General features: G+C 62.0%; 19 protein-coding genes, 1 pseudogene and 1 riboswitch. Of the genes and pseudogenes, 1 reads left to right on the top strand and 19 read right to left on the bottom strand.

Features of this window, described 5'->3' with window-relative positions; translation table 11 throughout:
* Positions 1 to 14 precede the first annotated feature (14 nt).
* The 7 genes from rfbA to CFR71_RS12935 all read right to left on the bottom strand — a co-directional run bounded on the left by rfbA (position 15) and on the right by CFR71_RS12935 (position 8,543).
* Complete coding sequence (gene rfbA, locus CFR71_RS12970) at positions 15 to 902, bottom strand: glucose-1-phosphate thymidylyltransferase RfbA (protein WP_110531770.1); 888 nt, start codon at positions 900 to 902, stop codon at positions 15 to 17.
* Entirely contained in the window at positions 902 to 1,957 is a 1,056-nt protein-coding gene (rfbB, locus tag CFR71_RS12965; RefSeq protein WP_110531768.1) for a dTDP-glucose 4,6-dehydratase, read from the bottom strand. The genes rfbA and rfbB overlap by 1 nt, the downstream gene beginning before the upstream one ends.
* Positions 1,958 to 2,591: 634 nt before the next feature.
* A complete protein-coding gene (petA, locus tag CFR71_RS12960) occupies positions 2,592 to 3,236 on the bottom strand; it encodes a ubiquinol-cytochrome c reductase iron-sulfur subunit (RefSeq protein WP_110531788.1) in 645 nt (214 codons plus the stop codon).
* Between the two features lie 275 nt (positions 3,237 to 3,511).
* Entirely contained in the window at positions 3,512 to 4,732 is a 1,221-nt protein-coding gene (locus CFR71_RS12950; RefSeq protein ID WP_110531764.1) for a cytochrome b, read from the bottom strand.
* Positions 4,733 to 4,877: 145 nt separating this feature from the next.
* On the bottom strand, positions 4,878 to 6,638 hold the full coding sequence (locus CFR71_RS12945; protein ID WP_207781390.1) for a porin family protein: 1,761 nt from the start codon (positions 6,636 to 6,638) through the stop codon (positions 4,878 to 4,880).
* 523 nt (positions 6,639 to 7,161) lie between these two features.
* The gene (locus CFR71_RS12940; protein WP_110531760.1) at positions 7,162 to 8,163 is read right to left on the bottom strand and encodes an NAD-dependent epimerase/dehydratase family protein; all 1,002 of its coding nucleotides are present in this window, start codon (positions 8,161 to 8,163) and stop codon (positions 7,162 to 7,164) included.
* Positions 8,164 to 8,285: 122 nt separating this feature from the next.
* Positions 8,286 to 8,543 (bottom strand): hypothetical protein, encoded by a 258-nt coding sequence (locus CFR71_RS12935; protein ID WP_110531786.1) that lies wholly within the window; start codon positions 8,541 to 8,543, stop codon positions 8,286 to 8,288.
* Positions 8,544 to 8,822: 279 nt separating this feature from the next.
* On the opposite strand from CFR71_RS12935, the gene CFR71_RS12930 reads away from it, so the two are divergent.
* The gene (locus tag CFR71_RS12930) at positions 8,823 to 9,317 is read left to right on the top strand and encodes a DUF2721 domain-containing protein (protein WP_110531758.1); all 495 of its coding nucleotides are present in this window, start codon (positions 8,823 to 8,825) and stop codon (positions 9,315 to 9,317) included.
* A gap of 162 nt (positions 9,318 to 9,479) precedes the next feature.
* Here the strand turns inward: CFR71_RS12930 and CFR71_RS12925 are convergent, their stop codons facing one another.
* The 12 genes and pseudogenes from CFR71_RS12925 to CFR71_RS12870 form a co-directional block, all read right to left on the bottom strand.
* Positions 9,480 to 10,460: an ABC transporter substrate-binding protein gene (locus CFR71_RS12925; RefSeq protein ID WP_408891856.1), complete on the bottom strand. Its 981-nt coding sequence runs from the start codon at positions 10,458 to 10,460 to the stop codon at positions 9,480 to 9,482.
* Positions 10,461 to 10,517: 57 nt separating this feature from the next.
* Positions 10,518 to 10,613, bottom strand: a riboswitch (TPP riboswitch).
* 56 nt (positions 10,614 to 10,669) lie between these two features.
* Positions 10,670 to 12,325 (bottom strand): ArnT family glycosyltransferase, encoded by a 1,656-nt coding sequence (locus CFR71_RS12920; RefSeq protein ID WP_110531756.1) that lies wholly within the window; start codon positions 12,323 to 12,325, stop codon positions 10,670 to 10,672.
* A 178-nt stretch (positions 12,326 to 12,503) separates the two neighbouring features.
* Complete coding sequence (locus CFR71_RS12915) at positions 12,504 to 13,274, bottom strand: glycosyltransferase family 2 protein (RefSeq protein ID WP_239020417.1); 771 nt, start codon at positions 13,272 to 13,274, stop codon at positions 12,504 to 12,506.
* Positions 13,275 to 13,277: 3 nt separating this feature from the next.
* Positions 13,278 to 13,772, bottom strand: coding sequence for a F0F1 ATP synthase subunit B family protein (locus CFR71_RS12910; RefSeq protein ID WP_110531754.1), 495 nt, complete (start codon positions 13,770 to 13,772; stop codon positions 13,278 to 13,280).
* A gap of 30 nt (positions 13,773 to 13,802) precedes the next feature.
* Positions 13,803 to 14,357, bottom strand: coding sequence for a F0F1 ATP synthase subunit B family protein (locus CFR71_RS12905; RefSeq protein ID WP_408889785.1), 555 nt, complete (start codon positions 14,355 to 14,357; stop codon positions 13,803 to 13,805).
* Between the two features lie 74 nt (positions 14,358 to 14,431).
* Complete coding sequence (locus CFR71_RS12900; RefSeq protein WP_003616715.1) at positions 14,432 to 14,656, bottom strand: ATP synthase subunit C family protein; 225 nt, start codon at positions 14,654 to 14,656, stop codon at positions 14,432 to 14,434.
* A gap of 55 nt (positions 14,657 to 14,711) precedes the next feature.
* Positions 14,712 to 15,461, bottom strand: coding sequence for a F0F1 ATP synthase subunit A (locus tag CFR71_RS12895; RefSeq protein ID WP_110531750.1), 750 nt, complete (start codon positions 15,459 to 15,461; stop codon positions 14,712 to 14,714).
* A 38-nt stretch (positions 15,462 to 15,499) separates the two neighbouring features.
* A complete protein-coding gene (locus tag CFR71_RS12890) occupies positions 15,500 to 15,826 on the bottom strand; it encodes an AtpZ/AtpI family protein (protein ID WP_110531748.1) in 327 nt (108 codons plus the stop codon).
* 148 nt (positions 15,827 to 15,974) lie between these two features.
* Positions 15,975 to 16,745 carry a hypothetical protein gene (locus CFR71_RS12885; RefSeq protein WP_239020416.1) on the bottom strand — a complete coding sequence of 257 codons (771 nt, stop codon included), beginning with the start codon at positions 16,743 to 16,745 and terminating at the stop codon, positions 15,975 to 15,977.
* Positions 16,746 to 16,892: 147 nt separating this feature from the next.
* Positions 16,893 to 18,473 carry a bifunctional phosphoribosylaminoimidazolecarboxamide formyltransferase/IMP cyclohydrolase gene (gene purH / locus CFR71_RS12880; protein ID WP_110531744.1) on the bottom strand — a complete coding sequence of 527 codons (1,581 nt, stop codon included), beginning with the start codon at positions 18,471 to 18,473 and terminating at the stop codon, positions 16,893 to 16,895.
* A gap of 112 nt (positions 18,474 to 18,585) precedes the next feature.
* Positions 18,586 to 19,389: an aminotransferase class IV gene (locus CFR71_RS12875; RefSeq protein WP_110531742.1), complete on the bottom strand. Its 804-nt coding sequence runs from the start codon at positions 19,387 to 19,389 to the stop codon at positions 18,586 to 18,588.
* Positions 19,386 to 19,727 (bottom strand): annotated as a pseudogene (locus CFR71_RS12870) (chorismate-binding protein); the annotation flags it as partial. The gene CFR71_RS12875 and the pseudogene CFR71_RS12870, both read right to left, overlap by 4 nt.
* Between the last annotated feature and the right edge of the window lie 97 nt (positions 19,728 to 19,824).

Genomic DNA, 19,824 nt, shown 5'->3' with positions numbered 1-19,824 from the left:
TGCCTGCGGCATTCCTATTTCACAAGTTGCAGAAGCATCCGGCCAAGGTCCGTCTTGCCCACGCGCCGCGCCAGTTCCTGCAACTGCGCCGCATCGATATATCCCATGCGATAGGCGACCTCTTCGGGCGATCCGACAAGCATTCCCTGACGCGACTGAATGGTCTGCACAAACATGCCGGCCTGCATCAGGCTGTCGGGCATGCCCGCATCCAGCCAGGCGCAACCACGCCCAAGCCGTTCCACCTGCAGGCTTCCTTCCTCAAGATACATCCGGTTCAGCGCGGTGATCTCCAGTTCGCCACGTGCGCTGGGCTTCACCTTGCGGGCGAATTCCACGACACGATGGTCGTAAAAATAAAGCCCCGTCACCGCGAGGTTGGAGGTCGGCTTTTCCGGTTTTTCGACAATATCGAGAACCTTCCCCCGCCCATCAAACGTGACGACGCCATAACGTTCGGGATCACGCACGGGATAGGCGAACACCGTCGCGCCATGTTCACGCTGGGCGGCGGCCCGCAGCATGACGCTCAGATGATCGGCGAAGATGAGGTTGTCGCCCAGCGCCAGCGCACTTGGCGCCCCGTCCAGCCAGTCCTCCCCGATCAGGAACGCCTGCGCCAGCCCGTCGGGGGAGGGCTGGACCCGGTAGGTAAACCGCACCCCGAACTGCGTCCCGTCACCCAGCAGGCGCTGGAACTGCGCCATGTCGTGGGGGGTGGTAATGATCAGGATGTCGCGAATCCCCGCCAGCATAAGGGTGGAGAGCGGGTAATAGATCATCGGCTTGTCATAAACCGGAAGAAGCTGCTTGGAACTTGCCAGCGTCATGGGATGCAGGCGGGTGCCCGCCCCACCGGCCAGTATGATGCCCTTCATGGGCGTCGTGAAATTTGTCGACATCAGGCTGCTGTTCCCAGTCTCTGTCCCGCATGGCGACAGGCGCGGATTTCTTCCCACCATGAACGGTGATCGAGGTACCACTTCACCGTTTTGCGGATGCCATCCTCGAAACCATCCCGCGCCTTCCAGCCCAGCGCCGTTTCGGCATGCGTGGGATCAATCTCGTAGCGGAAGTCATGTCCCGGACGATCCATCACGAAGCGGATCAGCCGTTCACGGGGACCTGCGGGATCGGGACGCAGTTCATCAAGCGTGGCACAAATGGCCCTGACCACCTGCAGGTTGGTGCGCGGCTGTCGTGCGCCAATGGCGTAGGTTTCACCCGGCTGGCCGCATTCGACAGCACGGACGAGTGCTTCCGCATGATCCTCGACAAACAGCCAGTCGCGGATATTTTCTCCCTTCCCGTAAACCGGCAGCTCCTTGCCTTCGATGGCGTTGATCGTCACCAGCGGAATAAGCTTTTCCGGAAAATGCCAGATCCCGTAATTGTTCGTCGTATTCGTGACAAAGGTCGGCAGGCCATATGTATGATGCCAGGCACGGACAAGATGATCGGACGACGCCTTGGAGGCGGAATAGGGGCTGCGGGGATCGTACGGCGTGGTTTCCGTAAATGGCGGGTCAGACGGACCAAGGTGGCCAAAGACCTCATCCGTGGAGATGTGATGGAAACGGAAGCCCTTCCGGCGCTCCGGGGACAGGCCGTTCCAGTAGGCACGCGCGGCCTCAAGAAGGGAATAGGTTCCGACCACGTTCGTCTGGATGAAGACGCCAGGACCATCGATCGAACGGTCGACATGACTTTCCGCGGCAAGGTGCATTACTGCATCGGGCTGATACGCATCGAACAGGCGCCTTATCGCGGCATTATCGACAATGCTGGCTTTTGCAAAACGATAGCGTTCGTTCCCTGCGACTTCGGCGACTGTTGCCTCGGACGCCGCATAGGTCATGCAATCGACATTCAGCACACCGTGCCCGGTATGACGGATGATATGGCGAACGACAGCCGACCCTATGAATCCGCAGCCACCCGTCAATAAAATCCGCATTATATCCAGTCTCCTTAGCGCATAGGGCCAAAATTTCTTGGGCATCTTGCAATTCTGTCTTCACGGATAAGGCTCGTGAAAATTTTGCAAAAATGTCCCTGCCCTCTCGCAAGACGGACTATGCACGCAATGTTTTACCAATATGCTAAAGCATGACCTGGTTGATCCGCTTCATTCCCGGTGGCGACAGGGCAGGCGGGGACCATTCATCCGATCCATGCCTTCATCCTGGTGACAATGTTTCCGAGGGAATGACAGGACGCGATCCGCGGTTCCGGAGATCTGCACGGAATTTATGTGAGGCATACGCGTGCAAGGCGCCTGCGTGGTCATCCCCCAGCGCAGGAACCGCCTCGACAGACGCCCGTTCGATGGGGCCCTGTTCAAGGCACGCCACCTTATCGAGAACTTCTTCTGCAAGCTCAAGGAGTCCAGCGCATCGCCATGCGGGGCGACAGGACAGACAGATCATTCGCAGCCATGATCCATCTCACAGCCACAATCATCAATTCACGACAATTCCCGACAGGCCGCCAGAAAGGCGGTGTCTTTTTGAAGATTTTTATAAAAAACCTTCACCAAAAACTTTTATGATTTCAGTGGGCTCTCAAGACTACCTATTTCAAATAGTCCCTTATACCTGAAGGATGGTCGTGAAATCGAAATCCTGCCCGTCCGGGTTGGCGCCCAGGCGTATGGTGGTCGGCGTAGGCATGGAATAAGGCGGAACAGGCAGGTTATAGGGCGCGGGCGCGCCCCTGAACACGCGACCCGCCAGATCGAACATGGAACCATGACAGGGGCAGGCATATCCTCCGGGCCAGTCATCCCCCCCTGTTCCATCGGGCAACGGGCGATAGGCCGGAATACAGCCCAGATGCGTGCAGATCCCCACCAGAACGCCATATTCCGGCACCAGCGAGCGGTGCCAGTTGGTGGCATAGGGTGGCTGTTGCCGATCAGAGGAGTGTTCATCACGCAGCCGACGCGTCAGGTCCGCCTGCTGCAGCCGCGCCAGCGCCTGTGGCGTGCGATGGGTAATGAAAACCGGGCGTCCCTGCCACGTGACGACAATCTGCTGTCCCGGCGGCAGGCGGGAGACATCAACGTTCAGCGGCATATGCGCCGCCGCACTGTCGCGTGGTGTCAGGCTTTGCAGGAACGGCCACAGGCACGCGCCCACCCCGGTCGCCGCCGTCGCAACGGTCACCATCTGCAGGAAGTCACGCCGCCCACCGCCTGACGCAGGCGTTACGCTGTCGTCGGTTTCATCTGTCATCAGGATTTCATATCCGCACAATGCCGCGCCGGAAAGAGCGTATCATATCCGCCGGCATGCAAAAGGCCAGAGGATCGCCGGCCCGCGTCCGGAATACGTAGGCCCGAACATGATGCCAACGCGCCCATGATAAATGGGGCATGGGTCTGCTCGCCCAGAAGCCTGCTCCCAAAACAGCCTCTAAACATAAAGAAGTTTTTGGTGAAGCTTTTTTCAAAAAGCTTCGAAGAACGCCGCCTTTTTGAAAAAAGGCAGCACCCAAAAACTTTTATTATTCAGGAAAGGGACGTTGGCAGGGGGCGCGTCTTTTCAAAACGGGGCGCAAACGGCAGCAGCACAAGGAAATAGGCAAAATAATACAGGGTCGCGCATCGTCCCGCGATCATCCACACGCCGGCGGCATGATGCCGCCCCACGAGCCCCAGCAGCACAAACGCCGCCACCAGCCCCCACAGCGCCACCCGGCACAGGGGACGGAACCGCGCGGAACGCACCGGGGAGGGATCCAGCCATGGCACGGCGAACAGCACCAGCACCGCCCCGGCGGACGCCACCAGTCCCCCGAATTTTGACGGGACGGATTGCAGGATCCCGTAAAACGGCAGGAAATACCATTCAGGCTCGATATCGGTAGGGGTATGCAGGGGATTGGCCGGGCGATAGTTGGCCGGTTCCGACAGAAGATCCGGCCACAGAAAGGCCAGTGCGGCGAACACAATGCCAAACAGCACGATGCCGACCATGTCCTTGCTGCTGTAATAGGGATGGAAAGGCAGCGTATCGGAAGGCTTTGCCGGTTCCACGCCCGACGGGTTATTCGATCCCGACACATGAAGCGCCCAGACATGCAGCCCGACCACGCCAAGGATCGCGAACGCCATCACGAAATGCAGCACGAAGAAGCGATGGACGAATATGTCCCCCAAGGCATCGCTGCCTTCGATGACATGTTCCAGATCCGGGCCGATACCCGGTATGGCCCCGACCGCCTTGCCCACAACATCGGCGCCCCAGTACGACATTTGCCCCCATGGCAGGACATACCCGGCAAAGGCGGTCACCATCGTCATGACCAGCAGCACGAGCCCCGTCAGCCACAGGATCTCGCGCGGGCTTTTATAGGAACCGTAATACAGCCCACGGAACAGATGCACGTATAACGCCGCCATGAACAGGCTTGCCCCTGTCATATGCAACGCACGTAGCAGCCACCCCGCCGGAACCTGACGCTCGATCACCTCGATCGAGGCAAAGGCCGCGTTGGCCGCGGGCGTATAATTCATCGCAAGGAAGATGCCCGTCGCCAGCATCAGCACAAGGACAACACACAGGATCGCGCCGAAATTCCACAACCCGTTCAGGTTGCAGGGCATGCGGTAATCGACATATTCCGCGCGGAACCATCTGAATACCGGCAGGCGGGCGTCAATCCACGCGACCGCCCCGGATTTCGTTTCAGGTTGATCCGCCTCATGCACGGTGCCTGAACCGCCCATCCCCTTCTCCCTTCCGATCACGGACCATGACGGGGGCGCTTTCACCCCCGCGTGATCCCGCACCGGGCTTTCTACCCGCTTTCAGGCGCGTTTAACAGGAGGAGGTTCCCGCATCGACCAATGGCACGGCAGGCGGGCGCCGGCGTCAGAACAGCAGGATCGCACCACCGGAGGCCGTATTGTCGCTTGCCCGCGCGGGGCCATGCGCCTTCGATTCCGTATGCGCGTATTCACCCACGATATTGAGCCAGTCCGTCAGGCTGTAGAACAGGGCACCCACCTCGGACTCGTTACGGGCCACCAGATCGGGGTCATTTTCGCCCCGGGCCTCGTACAGGTTACTGACGCCATAGCTTCCGACCAGCTTGATCTTCTTGGTGACGTTATACATTCCCTGCAGGTAATAGCCCTCGGACGAACGCTTGTGCCCGTTCGACGCCACCCCGTCGAAGAACAGGCCCGTCGTGCCCAGGCCACTGCCGCGATAGTAATAGGCCACGCCCTGGAACGGGCCATAGGTCAGCTTGGTGCCGATTTCGCCTGCTTCGGCCGTCACGCCACGCTTTTCGCCTTCCGAAACCGGAACGGTGGAGGTCGTGGTCTGGACCATGTTGTAGATCCCGCCATCCAGCCCGCCGCTTGTCACCTCACGCAGCGCCGTGGTCACGGTGGTCGTCTGGCTGCGGGTCAGGTCCTGCTGATGCTGCGTCAGGAAACTGGCCCAGATGCGACCCGTAAGCCCGCCGATCTTGAAATCGTACGTGACCTTGCCCTGCACCATCGGCGAACTGTGCTGGGTTGAACCGGCCGACAGGTCGCCGCCCGCGAAATTGAACTCATCCAGCGGCTGCAGGATGCCGATATTGCCCTGGAAGCCATGGATCTTGGGCGAAAGGTACGAAATCTGCGGGATCCAGTCCGCATACACGTAACCGACACCGATACGGCCCAGCGACGTATTGCCCGGGGCGGTGTTGCTGCCGGTGGAACCGACACTGAGCAGGGTCGCGTCATTGAGGATCGCGTCACCGCCAAAGATGCCAAGGTCACGACCGACCTTGATCGTGCCGAACGACTTGGTGCCCGCGGTCACGAACACCTGACGAAAGTCGATGCCCGCGGTGCCAAGGCCGACCGGGCTGCCGCCGGAGTTGGCGTTCATCGCGCCGGGCTTGTTATTGTCGATGCCCGGATACATGCCCATGACCGCCGACATGTCGATGCCGGCCTGCGTTGTCGAAAGCTTCAGGATCAGGCCGGCAGGCAGCAGGCCGTTACGTAGCGAGGAAGAATCGAACCCGTTGGGGCCGGTGGAGACACCACCCATGACGGTGCCGCCGCGTCCCGGACTGTTGAATGTGTAAAAACCGTTAACAAAGCCGGAAAGATTGATCTTGACCGGCCCGGCATCAAAGGTGAGGCCCTTGCCCGGCACGTATTTCTCCATGCGGACAAAGCCGTCGCCATACGCAGGCCCGCCCGGCTGCATCGCCAGCATGGCGCTACGCGCGGCCTGTGCGCTTTCCGCGGCGGAGGCCGCCGCCGCACGGGCCTGCGCCACCATGTCGCCCGCGCTGTCGGCCCCGCCGATATCGATCGCACCCGGCAGTTCCGTATGGATGGGGTTGTCCGGCGTCCCCGGTGCCGCGGGCCGCGCAGGCGCGGCGCGGCGGGTCGTGGCGGCCATGCGGCTGCCACGCGCGGCGGCCGCATCGGCGCGCGCATGGCTCAGATGCTTGGCCAGAAGGCCGTTATATTCACTCTTGGTCAGGCTGCCCTTGGCACGCAGGATATCCAGAAGGTCACTGTAATCATCGGCGCGGGCTTCAGGCATTTCCATCACCTGGCCAGCACTGGCGGTCAGAACGACAACGGCCCCTATTCTGGCCAACCTGCTTGCCGACATCTGATCGTTCCTTCCGTGTACTTCAACTGACTTATGTGGTGACCGCGTTAAAGTATTTCTGTTGGATATGGCCTGATGGGTCAATGGCCCCCCGCCGGCCGGATACATCCCCCGGTACATGTTTCATCGCATGTAATTACGCCCGGCGCGATGCGTGAAAGTTTCCTGCCACACCAGATATTGATGCCGTCAGGGACGCATCATGCCCCTTTGGTCAGAATGTCGCCGGAAAGCGGCGGGATATATGCGCCACCTAAAGAAGTTCCATATGAAAACTATTACTTTCACGTTTTGTCATGTACCGTGAAATCAGTACGTTAGGTCATTATGGACAAAAATGCCCCTGTATTCAGGCCCTGAAACCCGTGGCGAAAACCGTTAAAATCACCATCATTAAAATGTGATTTTTGGGTTCATTTTCACTTGGATAGTTGCACTAAAACGACAATTTCCGTCATCTGTTCAAACAATCGTGTGAACAAACAATCGTGTAAATCGTATTTCCTGCCTGTTTCATCCACCTTCATGCAGGATGACGGGCGTAATAGTTCTGGTACCATTCCACAAAATGCCGGACCCCGACGGACAATGGCGTCGCCGGACGAAAACCCGTCAGCCGCTCCAGCAGGGAGGTATCGGCCCATGTCCGCGTCATGTCGCCGGGCTGCATCGGCAGGAAATCGACGCGCGCCCTGCGACCAAGGCAGGTCTCTATTTCATGGACGAAATCCATCAGGGGAACAGGCTGCCCGTTGCCGACATTGACCACGCGATAGGGGGCGGCGGGACTGGCGCCCATGGCCCTGTCACCCGCAACGGGCGGACAGGACAGCAGGCGCGTCACCGATTCGACCACATCGTCGATATAGGTGAAATCACGCTCCATCTGTCCGTTGCCGTACACATCGATGTTCCGCCCCCGCAGGATCGCATCCACGAACAGGAACAGCGCCATGTCGGGACGCCCCCATGTCCCATACACTGTAAAGAAGCGCAGCACGGTCACCGGCGTCCCCGACAGGTGGGAAAAGGAATGCGCCAGCACCTCGGTCGCCTTCTTGGTCGCGGCATACAGGCTGATGGGATAATCGCTGCACTGTGCCTCCACAAAAGGAAGGTCCGTCGATGCCCCGTAAACGGAAGAGGTGGACGCCAGCAGGAAATGATCCGGCATCATGCCGCGCGCCGCCTCGATCAGGTTGGCGGTTCCCACGATATTGCTGTCGATATAGGTGTCGGGCCGGTGCATGCCATATCGCACGCCAGCCTGCGCCGCGAGATGGATGATGGCATCGAACCGCGCGCCCTTCATGACCCGGTCCAGCGCCGCACGATCCTCCAGCATGATTTCATGGGCGACGAAGCACGGATGGTTGCGCAGGATCATGTGCCGGCGGCGCTTGAGGGCGACATCATAATAGGACGTCATGCCATCAATACCGACGACCTCATGTCCTTCATCCAGCAGGCGACGCGCCAGATGAAATCCGATAAAGCCCGCGCTTCCGGTGACCAGCACCCGCAATGTACCCTCCTGCGTGCCATCGCATGACACTGTTTACCGTCCCGGCTCCTGCCGGGGGCTGATACCCCATATGATCGGACATGCCGATCCCTTATCCGACGACAGGGGCATGCGTATTCCGCTTATTGGGCGAAATGCTGGCGTGCGTGACGCCACGCGGCCTCCAGCGCATCCACCATGGCCGGATGATCCGCGCACCACCGCACGCTGCCGTCCTGTCCCGCGTCGGCGTCCGTGGGGGCGACCACCGCACGCCACAGCATGTCGCCATCCTGGCCCGGATGACGTTCGACCCTTATGACCCAATCGGCAGGAATGCGTGACAGGACGCGCGCCAGACGTTTTTCCGGCGTCATGGGGGTGGCGTAATTATGTGACATGTCATTCCCTTCTTCTGGCCCATCGTCCGGCGTGCCATCGACCACGACCCCAGCCAGACAGGCCGTATCCTGCCGGCAGGCCCGACCCGGCCATCCCCCATACCCTTGGAAAACCAGCCTAAACTGGCGGATCCCCGTTCAGGGGCGTGAACGCGCATCCTACGACAGGCGCGGGCCATATCCGCGCCTGTCGTGACGCATGGGGAATTTCCCCTTGACGATACGTCACATAACCACAGAATCCGCCCCTTTCCGTCAAGACAGGAGCATCCCCCGTTCGTGACACTTTTACCCGGTCTTTTGCCAGATGAGTCCATCGACGGCGCCACCCACCTGATCCAGACCGCCCTGACGCCGGTCTTCATGCTTTCTGGCATCGGCACGCTTCTGGGCCTGTTCAATACCCGGCTTGCCCGCGTCAGCGATCATATCGAAACCATTCGTGACAAACTTGACGCGGCAACGGACGATGACAGGTCGGACCACGCCATGCTGATGCGTCGGCTCAGGCACCTTCATTACCGGACATTGCTGCTTGATGCCTCCATCCTGTTCGCGGGGGTGGGCGGGGCATCGGCCTGCGGGGCTGCCTTTGCCCTGTTTGTCGGCAGCGTGCGCGATTCCTCCAGCGCATGGTGGCTGGTGCTCATGTTCGGCAATGCGCTGATGTGCACCGTCGTCGCGCTGGCAATGTTCCTGGGCGACAGCATTGTCGCATGGCACGGGCTGCGCGTCTCGACATTCCTGCCACACAGATACACGCAGGTGGACTGATCGAGCGTTTGAAGAATAACGCGTTGATAATTAATAAAAGTTTTTGGGTGTCGCCTTTTTTCAAAAAGGCGACGTCTGTCGAAGCTTTTTGAAAAAAGCTTCACCAAAAACTTTTATAATTCAGGTCATTACCTGAATTGTCTTCCAAACGATCCCTAAGGTTCAGGGCGTCAGCGAAAAGGGATCGACCGCATAGGTTTCCAGCGCGGCCTCGTGGCTGATGACGCCATGGGCATGCAGGAACGCGGTGAACGCGCGATACCGTCGCGCATTGAGCAGGGCCGGCTGTTTTGCCACGCGGGGCAGCGTCTGCGTCCACGCCGCGCGGTTCAGCGGCGTGTCGAGTTCCGGATGATCGGCAATGGCGTGCGACAGGATATCGTCGGGATGGTTGAGGAGCGTATTCGTCCCCTCTTCCAGCGCCACCATGAAGGCCCGGACCCACGGGTCGCGTATATGGTCCCGGGCAGCAAGGAAGACCAGTTCGTCATTAAGGGGAACGCCATGCTCCTCGGGGTAGAAAGCGGTGACGCGCATGCCCTTGAGCTTCAGGTCAATGAGTTCATAGGTGCGCACGGCCCCTATGACCGCATCGACCGAATGGGACATCAGCGCCTGTTCAAGCTGGAAATTGACATTGACCTGGTGAATGTCGGACATCGCCACCCCGGCCGTGGACAGCATGGTTCCCAGCACCGCGTCATCCGCGCCGGCAAGGGAAATGCCAATCGCCTTACCCTTCAGGTCGGCAAGGGAATGGATGTCCCCGGCCGCGATCAGGGCGTTGAGCGGCGTATCGATCAGGGTTCCCACCCGCACCAGCGGAATCCCCTGTTCCGAAAGCATGCCCAGTTGCGTCTGGTAGGAGACGGCAAGATCAGCCTGCCCCGCCGCCACCATGCGTGGCGCCGCCCCCGGATCGGCAGGCGCGATCAGGTGCACCTCCAGCCCGTGGCGGGCGAATGACCCGCTGTACTGCGCGGCGAGCAGCGCCGCGTGATCGGCATTGAGGAACCAGTCCAGGACAACGTTGACACGATGCGGCGCGACATCGGCCGCCCGCGCGCCAGCCCCCCATCCCGCCATCATCAGCAGACATGCGAGGCGTAACAGTACGGCCTTCATCGCGACATTCCCCTTCATGCGTCCGTCCGGGGAAAACCATGATGGGGCAGCGCGGGAAAAGGGTCATGCCGATACCGGCATGTCGCGTTTTCTCCCTTCGCTGGCATGACCCAGATCAGGTTCAACGGGTGTGATCTCAGCCCGCGTCAGCGGACACCCCGGTGGATGCAGATGACGGGAAATCCGCCGCAGCGTCAACCGCGCATCCCGCCACTTCGCCGTGACCGTCAGGGCTGTCGGGCGTAAAGACCGATATCGAGGTGTTTGCCGGTGGAATAGTTCAGGCCACTGACCATGCCCAGCCGACGCACATTCAGGCCGTCATGCTCCAGCGCGCCTTCGAACGCGGGGCGGTCGCGCTCGCCTACCAGCACCAGCGCGCATCTGCCGTGATCGCGCAGGAAATCCGCCGCCATTTCCGGCCGCAGCAGCTTCGTATCCTGCCCCAGCAGGAAGACGAGGCTGGGTTCGGAATCGGAAACCGACGCCACGGCCGTGTCGGGACAGGGGCGATGCTCCGCCACCAGCGCCGCCAGCCGGGGGCTGAGCCAGATCGTCTCCAGCCGGGGTATGACCACAAGGAACAGGCCGACATTGATGATGACCGCCGCCGCGATCGACGCCATCGCCGCCTGCAGCACCGCGCCACGCATCAGAAGCAGCGCCGCCGCCATCAGCAACGGCAGGGCGCCCGCGGTAATCACCATCGCGGCGGGGGACACGATTCCCTCCAGCCGCCACAGCAGCACTGGCCCCGCCAGCGCCAGCACCGAGCCCACGGCAAACCAGATCACGCCATAGGCCGACAGCAGCCCACGTCCCCACGTGGAACGCGGCCACCGCCATCCCTCGGGCATGCTGACGATCGCGGCGGCACTCAGTATGGCGATGGCGGGATAGGTCGGCAGGACATAATGCGGCAGCTTGGTCGCAATCGCCTCGAACACCAGCCAGTGCGGCACGATCCAGCAGATCAGGAAGCGGACCGGGGGCTGGTGCCGCTGCTGCCATACGAATGGCAGCGCCATCGCCGCGAACAGGGAACCGGGCCAGAAGGCAATGGCAAAGGCCACAAGGTGATATCCCGGCGGCAGCCCATGGGATTCCTGTCCGCTCGCCACCTTGCCCAGGAAATTATGCCCCATGGCGCGACTGTAGAAATCACCATGACTGACGACGCCAATCGCCACGCACCACGGCAGGACAATCGCCAGCATCACCAGCCATCCCCATGCGGGACGCAGCCGGTGCCACCAGTCGATGCGACGTTCCACCAGCGCCAGCGCGATCGGCGTGCCAAAACCGGGGATAAGGATGACCGGCCCCTTGAGCATCAGCCCGCACCCCAGCGCCGTCCAGTACAGCAGTGCCGCCGCCAGCGGGGTCGGCAGGTCGCGTTCGCGGTCAAGATAGGCCCGAAGCAGCCCACATTGCGCCAGCAGGACCACCAGCAGCAGGGTGGTGTCGATGGTCGCCATGCGCCCTTCGGCCGTCATCAGGACGGAGACCGCCAGCAGTGCCGCCGCCAGCAGCCCGCTGATCGGGCCGAACAGCGCGGCGCCAATCCATGCGGTCAGGACACCCGCCGCCGTGACCGCCAGCAGCGAGGGGATGCGGTACGGCCATGTCGCATGGGAATCGCGCATGCCCGTCAGGCTGACCGCCGCGGCCTCCAGCCAGTAAATCCCCGCCGGTTGCAGGTATCGGGGCTGATCCAGAAAGCGCACATCAACATAATCGCCGCTGTGCAGCATCTGGGCCGTGGCCTCCATGTAACGGGGTTCATCACGATCCAGCGGCGGCAGTGATGCGCGCCCCGGCAGGAAGAGGACAAAAATCGAAACGGCGACAATGATGTAATGCCGCAGCGTCAGGCGTGTCATGGTGCCGCCCTCTCAAGGAATGTTTGAAAGTAACCCGTTGATAAAAATTATAAAAGTTTTTGGTGAAGCTTTTTTCAAAAAGCTTCGACAGACGTCGCCTTTTTGAAAAAAGGCGACACCCAAAAACTTCTTTACATTGTAAACGGGGCGTTTCGCGGGCGACTTCCGAAACCGCCTCTCAGCGTTCGGTAATGCTGTCCGGAATCCGGGCACGCCTGTTCAGCCACATGACCCCAAGCACATCGCGAATCCCGACCAGCGCACGGTTGAGGTTCGTATATTTCGACTGTCCATACAGGCGGCTGCGATGATCCACCGGCGTGCAGACCAATGGCACGCCATGCCGTCCCATCAGAGAGGGGAGAAAGCGATGAAGCCCCTCGAACTGCGCCAGGCGGAGGAAATCCTGTCGCAGGAACAATTTGAGCGGCGCGCCCGTGTCCGGGCATCCATCATGCAGCAGACGCCGCCGCAGCCCGTTGGCAAAGCGCGTCGCCAACCGACGTGACAGGCGGTCACGACGTTTCGCCCTTACCCCCACGACCAGCGGCGCGCGACCGGGCGTCTGTTGCGCCAGTTCGAACATCCGGATGAATTCGAAGGGATTGTCCTGCCCGTCACCGTCGAGCGTCGCGATCCATTTCCCGCGCGCCGCCTCGATCCCCGTCCGCAGTCCGGCGGACTTGCCAAGGCGACGGTCGTGAGAAAGTATCCTCAGGCCCGGCAGGATGCCTTCGGCCCTGACGGCCTGCAGGATGGCCACCGTATCGTCGGTGCTGCCATCATCCACAAAAATGACTTCGGCGGGGGGAAGATGCGCCAGGGCATCAGCCAGTTCCTGACAGACCGGTCGAATATTCGCGGCCTCGTCAAGAACGACTGATACTATGGACAGGACGGGGGCATCGTCCGTCGGGGAAGCCGGGGAACTCAGCGTTCCGACGCCCAAAATTCAGGCCGCGCGACGCGACAGGGCGGACGGCAGGCCCGAAATGGCATTGTCAATCAGGGATTTGTCCCCATCCGCCGACAATGTGGTCGCCAGCGTTTCACGCGTGGCCTGCATGGCGATATCAATCGCGGCCTCGCGCACTTCACGGATCGCGCCACGCTCGGCCGCCGCGATGCGGTCTTTCGCCATCTGTTCGCGGCGACGCGCCACGTCATCGGCATCCTGTCGGGCCTGCGTCGCGATGCGGGCGGCTTCCTGCAGGGAGTGTTCGACCATTTCACGGGCTTCCGCCAGTGCCGCCTCACGCTCACGCGTGGCATCTTCGAGCATCTGCTCCGCTTCGCGGCGCAGGCGCGCGGCCTCGTCCAGGTCGGCGCGGATCTTCTGCGCGCGGGCATCGAGCGCCGCGCTCAGAGGACGCCACAGCTTTGCGCCGAACAGGACAAAGAACAGGACAAAGGCGACAGCCGACCAGAAACGGGGCTCATGCAACATGATTACGGACCTGTCTGTAGAGGGGGCCCATTAAAAACCACGGGCCGTCGCGACACCATCGACCTTGGACGTCACGACGTCCACGGGGGCCGAACTGCCGGATAACTGATGGATCAGGGCTTCCGCCGTATCGGTGGAAATCTGGCGCAGCGAACCCAGCGCCGTTTCACGGGCCAGGGCGACACGGGCTTCCGCCTCGCGGATTTCGGCGCCAAGACGCGCATTCATTTCCTGCGTCTGCTTTTCGGCCGCGACACGGGCTTCTTCCACGACCTTGTCAACATTGGCCTGCGCTTCCGCCATGGCGTTCTTGCGCGCCTGACGGAGTTCGGCCACCGCGTCATCGGCACGGGCCTTGGCCTTGTGCGCGATTTCAAGGTCATTTTCGATCGTCTGGCGACGAAGACCCAGGACCTTTTCAACCTTCGGCAGGGCCGAACGGCTGAGCAGCAGATAAAGGACGAGGAAGATGCCAGCGCCCCATATCACCTGTCCGATGACATAGGGATTGCCGAAATCAAGCTGGGGCATGCCCTCGGCGCGTGCGCCAGGTGCAACCATGGCCATCAATGGCAGGGCCAGCATGGGTGTCGCCGCGTGCGACGCCACCCTGCGGATGTTTTTATACACCGTGGAACGCACCACGCTCGCCTCCGGTATCAGACGAACAGGATCAGGAAGGCAATCAGCAGCGCATACAGGGCGACGGCTTCTGTCAGGGCGAAGCCCAGCATGCCGAGGCCGAACACGTGCGGACGCGCGGACGGGTTGCGCGCGATGCTGCTCACCAGCGTGGAGAAGATGTTACCCAGGCCAATGCCAACGCCGGCGAGGGCGATAACGGCGATACCGGCACCAATTTCACGGGCTGCTGCGATATCCATGTCGAGATTTTCCTTGTTTCAGACGTTCTGGATGAAGCGACGGGGATAGCGGCCCTCAGTGGGCCACAGCCTCCCGCAGATAGATGCAGGTGAGAATGGCAAACACATAGGCTTGCAGCGCACCCACCAGCAATTCGAGTGCCATCAGCGCGACATTGATGACGATCGGACCCACGGCGATGACATCACCGAACAGGCCCAGTCCGGCCAGCATGATCGTGAAGGCGGCAAACATGTCGAACATCACGTGACCGGCGACCATGTTTGCAAACAGTCGGATCGACAGGCTCACGGGACGGGAAAGGAAAGAAAGGATCTCGATCGGGATCAGCAGGGGCGCCAGGGCCTTCGGCGCGCCGGCGGGCATGAAATGGGCAAAGAACTTTGCCCCCTGCACCTTCAGCGACACGATGATCGAGAGACAGAACACCATCAGCGCCAGCGCCAGTGTCACGGCGATATGGCTGGTGAAGGCGAAAGAAAACGGCAGCAGGCCAAGGTAATTGCCCGCGAGGATGAAAAAGAACAGGGTGAACACGAAGGGGAAGAAGGCGCGGCCTTCGGCGCCGATCGTGTCAACGGCCATGTTGTAGATGAAGTCGTAGCACATCTCGGCCGCGGCCTGCAGACGGCCGGGCACCACGGCGGCGGGCCGCATGCCGACATACAGGAACGCCAGCACGATAACGGAAGCGATGATCATCATCAGCGGCGACTGGCTGAATCTGAGGGACTCCCCAAGGGCGCCCAGAACAGGATGGAGCTCGAACTGACCGAGCGCGTCGATGGATGATCCGGCCGCCAACTTCGTTCTTCCCTAAAATATCTGTGCCCGGTTTCCCCTCAGGAACCCGAATCGCCATCCGTTATGGCATCGGGCCTGACGAGACGCCAGACATTAAGCACACCTGCCGCACCCCCGAGAAGCGAGAACAGAACAAGAAAGACCGCCCGCACATGCAGCCAGTGATCCAGTCCCCAGCCAATGCCGACCCCGACGATCAGGGCTGACACAAGTTCGGTTCCCGCCCGGAGCATCAGCCCCAGTTCGGAAAGTCCCCGTCCCATGTCCTTGTCCGCCACAGTGTCCGCGGGCTTTTCCAGCCGGCTGCGGGCCTGTTGCAGGCGTTGGTCAAAGGACGCGGCGGATGGATCTTTATCCGTGTCCATTTTCGCACCTCCCAATGGGTGCAGGCGCTAGCTAACGATGCTGCAATAACCTGTCAAGCAAGCCGCAGCCCACAAAGCGTCACAATATTCGATTTTTGCCTAAAAACATGCGCTTTTCCCCATACTGTCACATGGGGAGGAAACGGCGTCATTCCGATGCCGTGTCGCCGCCGGGAATCCGGTCGTATCCGGGGCTTCCGGGGAACGCGCCGGGCGGGGGGGCGTCTGCGGGCACGATATGGATGGCCTGATTGACGTCGGGTCCGATTTCACGCGCGTTGATCGCCGTTCCGCGGCCACCGTTCACGCCGGTGCCGATCGCATGCAGCGACGCCCCCGGACGCAGCCAGTTCCCCAGACGCGCGGCATTGGCCCGTCCGACGTAAATGACGGAATGGTCCCGCATCACGACGCCCTGCACCGCGCCGGTCATGTCATACAGCGGGGCGAGGATGGTCCCGTCCACCGCCACGTCCGGCCCGATATTGGCGGGCGGCAGAATCGTTTCGGATCCCGGTTCATCGGCGATCCGCCGGCCACGCGGCCCGGTTACGGCATAGGCGCGCACGATGGGATGGCCGCGTCCCTTCAGGCCGCTGACGCTGACCTGTTCGCCCGGACGCACGATCTGGGTCACGGCATCGCCCAGCCGATGCGGGCACAGGACCTGTGTCCCGTCAGACAGCAGCAGCCCCTCCACGTCGCCCGTGCTGGTCAGCAGGTACTGCGTCAGCGTGCCGGTCACGACCGGCAGGGGGGAATAATCAAACGCGGACGCGGCCTGCGCCTGTGATGTCGCGGCAGGAGCCGCCGCAGGGGCCGTGGCGGCGGGTGCCGCATGTGTTTCCGGCGTGGCCCTGGACGCCGCCTGCGGCGCGGCCTGCGCCGGGGCGGTTGCAAGGCATGCAGCAAGACCCATGGCCGCCGTCACGTAAAAAGGGGAACACCGATGAATGTCCATTCCAGATCTCGTCTTTCGTCTGCATCCACCGGCCTGTCGCGATGCCGGGGCCATGCCCTAGTGATATTCCTCGCCCCGCGACAGGCAAGCCCCCGTGTGGTGGGATCAGTGCCGGAAATGGCGCATACCTGTGAAGACCATCGCGATCCCGGCCCTGTCGGCGGCGGCAATGACCTCGTCATCGCGGATGGAGCCACCGGGCTGTATCACGGCCACGGCGCCCGCCGCGATCGCGGCCTCCAGCCCGTCGGCAAACGGGAAGAAGGCATCCGATGCCACCACGCTGCCTTGTGTCAGGGGCTGTGCCTCGCCCGCGGCCTTCGCTGCGTCGGCGCTTTTGCTTGCGGCGATGCGGGCCGAGTCGACGCGGCTCATCTGCCCGGCGCCGATGCCCACCGTCGCCTGATCCTTGACATAGACGATGGCATTCGACTTGACGTGTTTTGCCACGCGGAACGCGAATATCAGATCCGCCATTTCAGCATCGGTCGGCGCGCGCTTCGTCACGACCTTCAGGTCCGCCCGGTCAACGCGCCCGTTATCGCGCGTCTGCGCCAGGAAACCGCCCGCGACCGAACGCACCACGACGCCGCCCGCCGTGGGATCGGGCAGGCCACCCGTCAGCAGCAGGCGCAGGTTCTTCTTTTTGGCGAGGATGGCGCGCGCTTCTTCCGTCGCATCGGGGGCGACAATCACCTCCGTGAAGATGGTGGCGATCCGCGCCGCCGCTTCCGCCTCCAACGGGCGGTTCAGCGCGACGATGCCCCCGAACGCCGAAACCGGATCGCATTTCAGCGCCTTGTCCCATGCCTCGGCCTGTGTCGCGGCGGTGGCGATCCCGCACGGGTTGGCATGCTTGACGATCACGACCGCAGGCTCGGTGAACTCGGCAACGGCTTCGAATGCCGCATCGGTATCGTTGATGTTGTTGTATGACAGCGCCTTGCCCTGGATCTGGCGCGCGGTCGCGACACCCGGACGATTGGTGCCGTCGGTATAGAAAGCGGCCTTCTGGTGCGGGTTTTCCCCATAACGCAGGCTTTCGCGGCGGATGCCCGCCACCGTCATGCGTTCAGGCAGCAGGTCGTCGCGCTGGCCCGCGAACCACTGCGCGATGGCCGCGTCATAGGCCGCCGTGCGGGCATAGGCCGCGCCCGCCAGCGCGCGACGCTGCGCCAGCGTCGTGCCGCCTTCGTCCAGCGCCTTGATGATCGCGCCATACTGCGCCGGGTCGGTCAGGACGGCGACATGGTCATGATTCTTTGCCGCCGCGCGGATCAGGGCAGGACCACCGATATCGATGTTTTCGATGCAGTCCTCTGCCCCCGCGCCGGAAGCCACCGTCGCCTCGAATGGATACAGGTTGACCGCCACGAGGTCGATAGGCGCGATCCCGTGCTCTTCCATCTGGCGCAGGTGTTCGGGCAGGTCGCGCCGGCCAAGGATGCCGCCATGTACCTGCGGCACCAGCGTCTTGACCCGTCCATCAAGGATTTCGGGAAAACCCGTATGTTCGGACACGTCCTTGACCGCGATGCCCGCTTCACGCAGCGCGCGGGCCGAACCGCCGGTGGACAGGATCTCCGCCCCGTGGGCGACCAGCGCGCGGGCAAGCTCGACCAGGCCGGTCTTGTCCGAAACGGAAATGAGGGCGCGCCGCACCGGCACAGGCGTCTGGGGGGCCATCGCAGTGACCTTTCACTTTAAACCGCGGGACGATCCGAACACGGATCCGATGGGCGTGATTAATCCAACCGCGCCTTTTTGAGCAATAACCGAAATGACAGGGCCGATGGCATCAGGACGCGAGGGCGGCCCGTATCCGCGCGGCTGTCGACGGCTCACGCCGCAGCGCGACACCGTCAATCGTCACGGCCTCGCGCACCATCATGCTGTTGATCAGCACGACAGCTTCCGCCCCCGGCAGGTCCGCCAGCGTCAGCGTCCGTTCCCGCACAAGCCGCATGTCCAGCAGCACCGAACGCGCGACGCCGGGCAGTGCCCCATCCGTCACCGGCGGGGTCAGAAGCATGCCGTCGCGCTGGATCAGCAGGTTGCTGGCGCTGGCTTCGGCCACGCGACCGGCGATATTCAGCAGCACGGCCTCGTTCCCGCCGCGCTGGCGTGCCTCCATCAGGGCCAGGATGTTCGGAAGGTAATTGAGCGTCTTGACCCGCGACAGGGGAGAATTCTCATCACGGCGCATCCGGCTGGTAACCAGATGCGCATCGGGCGCGCGGGCCACGGACGGCGGGAACGGCACGATGAGGAGCGTGGGCGACACCCCTTCGGGCGGCAGCAGGCCACGCGGGCCGCATCCGCGCGTCAGGGTCAGCCGCAGCGATCCCTCCGTCATCGTGTTTTCCGCGATGACGCGATGAAGGGCATCCTCGACCCCCGCGCGGGGCGGCGGGGGGATCATCAGGATTTCCAGCCCGGCGTAAAGGCGCGCCAGATGCCGGGGCAGGTGGGCGATGCGGCCCGCCTGCACGCGCATCGTCTCGAACACGCCATCGCCCAGCAGCAGTCCCCGGTCAGAAGGATCGACATGGACCTGTGCGCGATCCAGCATTTCCCCATTGAACCACAGCCGGTCGCTCATCCCCGTTTCTCCTCACTGGCCTGTTCCTCCCCTGTGGGGGGCGTGCCGCCAAAGACCGCCAGAAGTGCCGCGATCTTGAGACACATTTCGTCATATTCCCTGTCAGGATCGGAAAGTATTGTAATCCCGCCACCAGCCGCCGCCCATATCCTGTCGCGGGTCAACGTCAGGGCACGGATGATGACGGAACTGTCCATCGCCCCGTCACCACCGATCCGGAACACGACCCCGCAATAGGGGCCGCGCGCGGAGGTTTCCAGTTCGTCGATGACCTGCATCGCACGATGCTTGGGCGCGCCGGTCACCGAACCGGGGGGCAACGTCACGCGCAGCAGGTCGACGCGGATTTCTCACACTTGAGGCAATTTCGGGTCATTTTGTAGAATTCAGTCATCCCACAGGAGCCCGATCTGGAATATTGACGATATTCTGCTT

The organism is Novacetimonas pomaceti (assembly GCF_003207955.1).
GTDB classification, from domain to species: Bacteria; Pseudomonadota; Alphaproteobacteria; order Acetobacterales; family Acetobacteraceae; genus Novacetimonas; species Novacetimonas pomaceti.
Note: the sequence above shows the minus strand (reverse complement) of the source record. Positions and strands in the feature narration are given on the sequence as shown.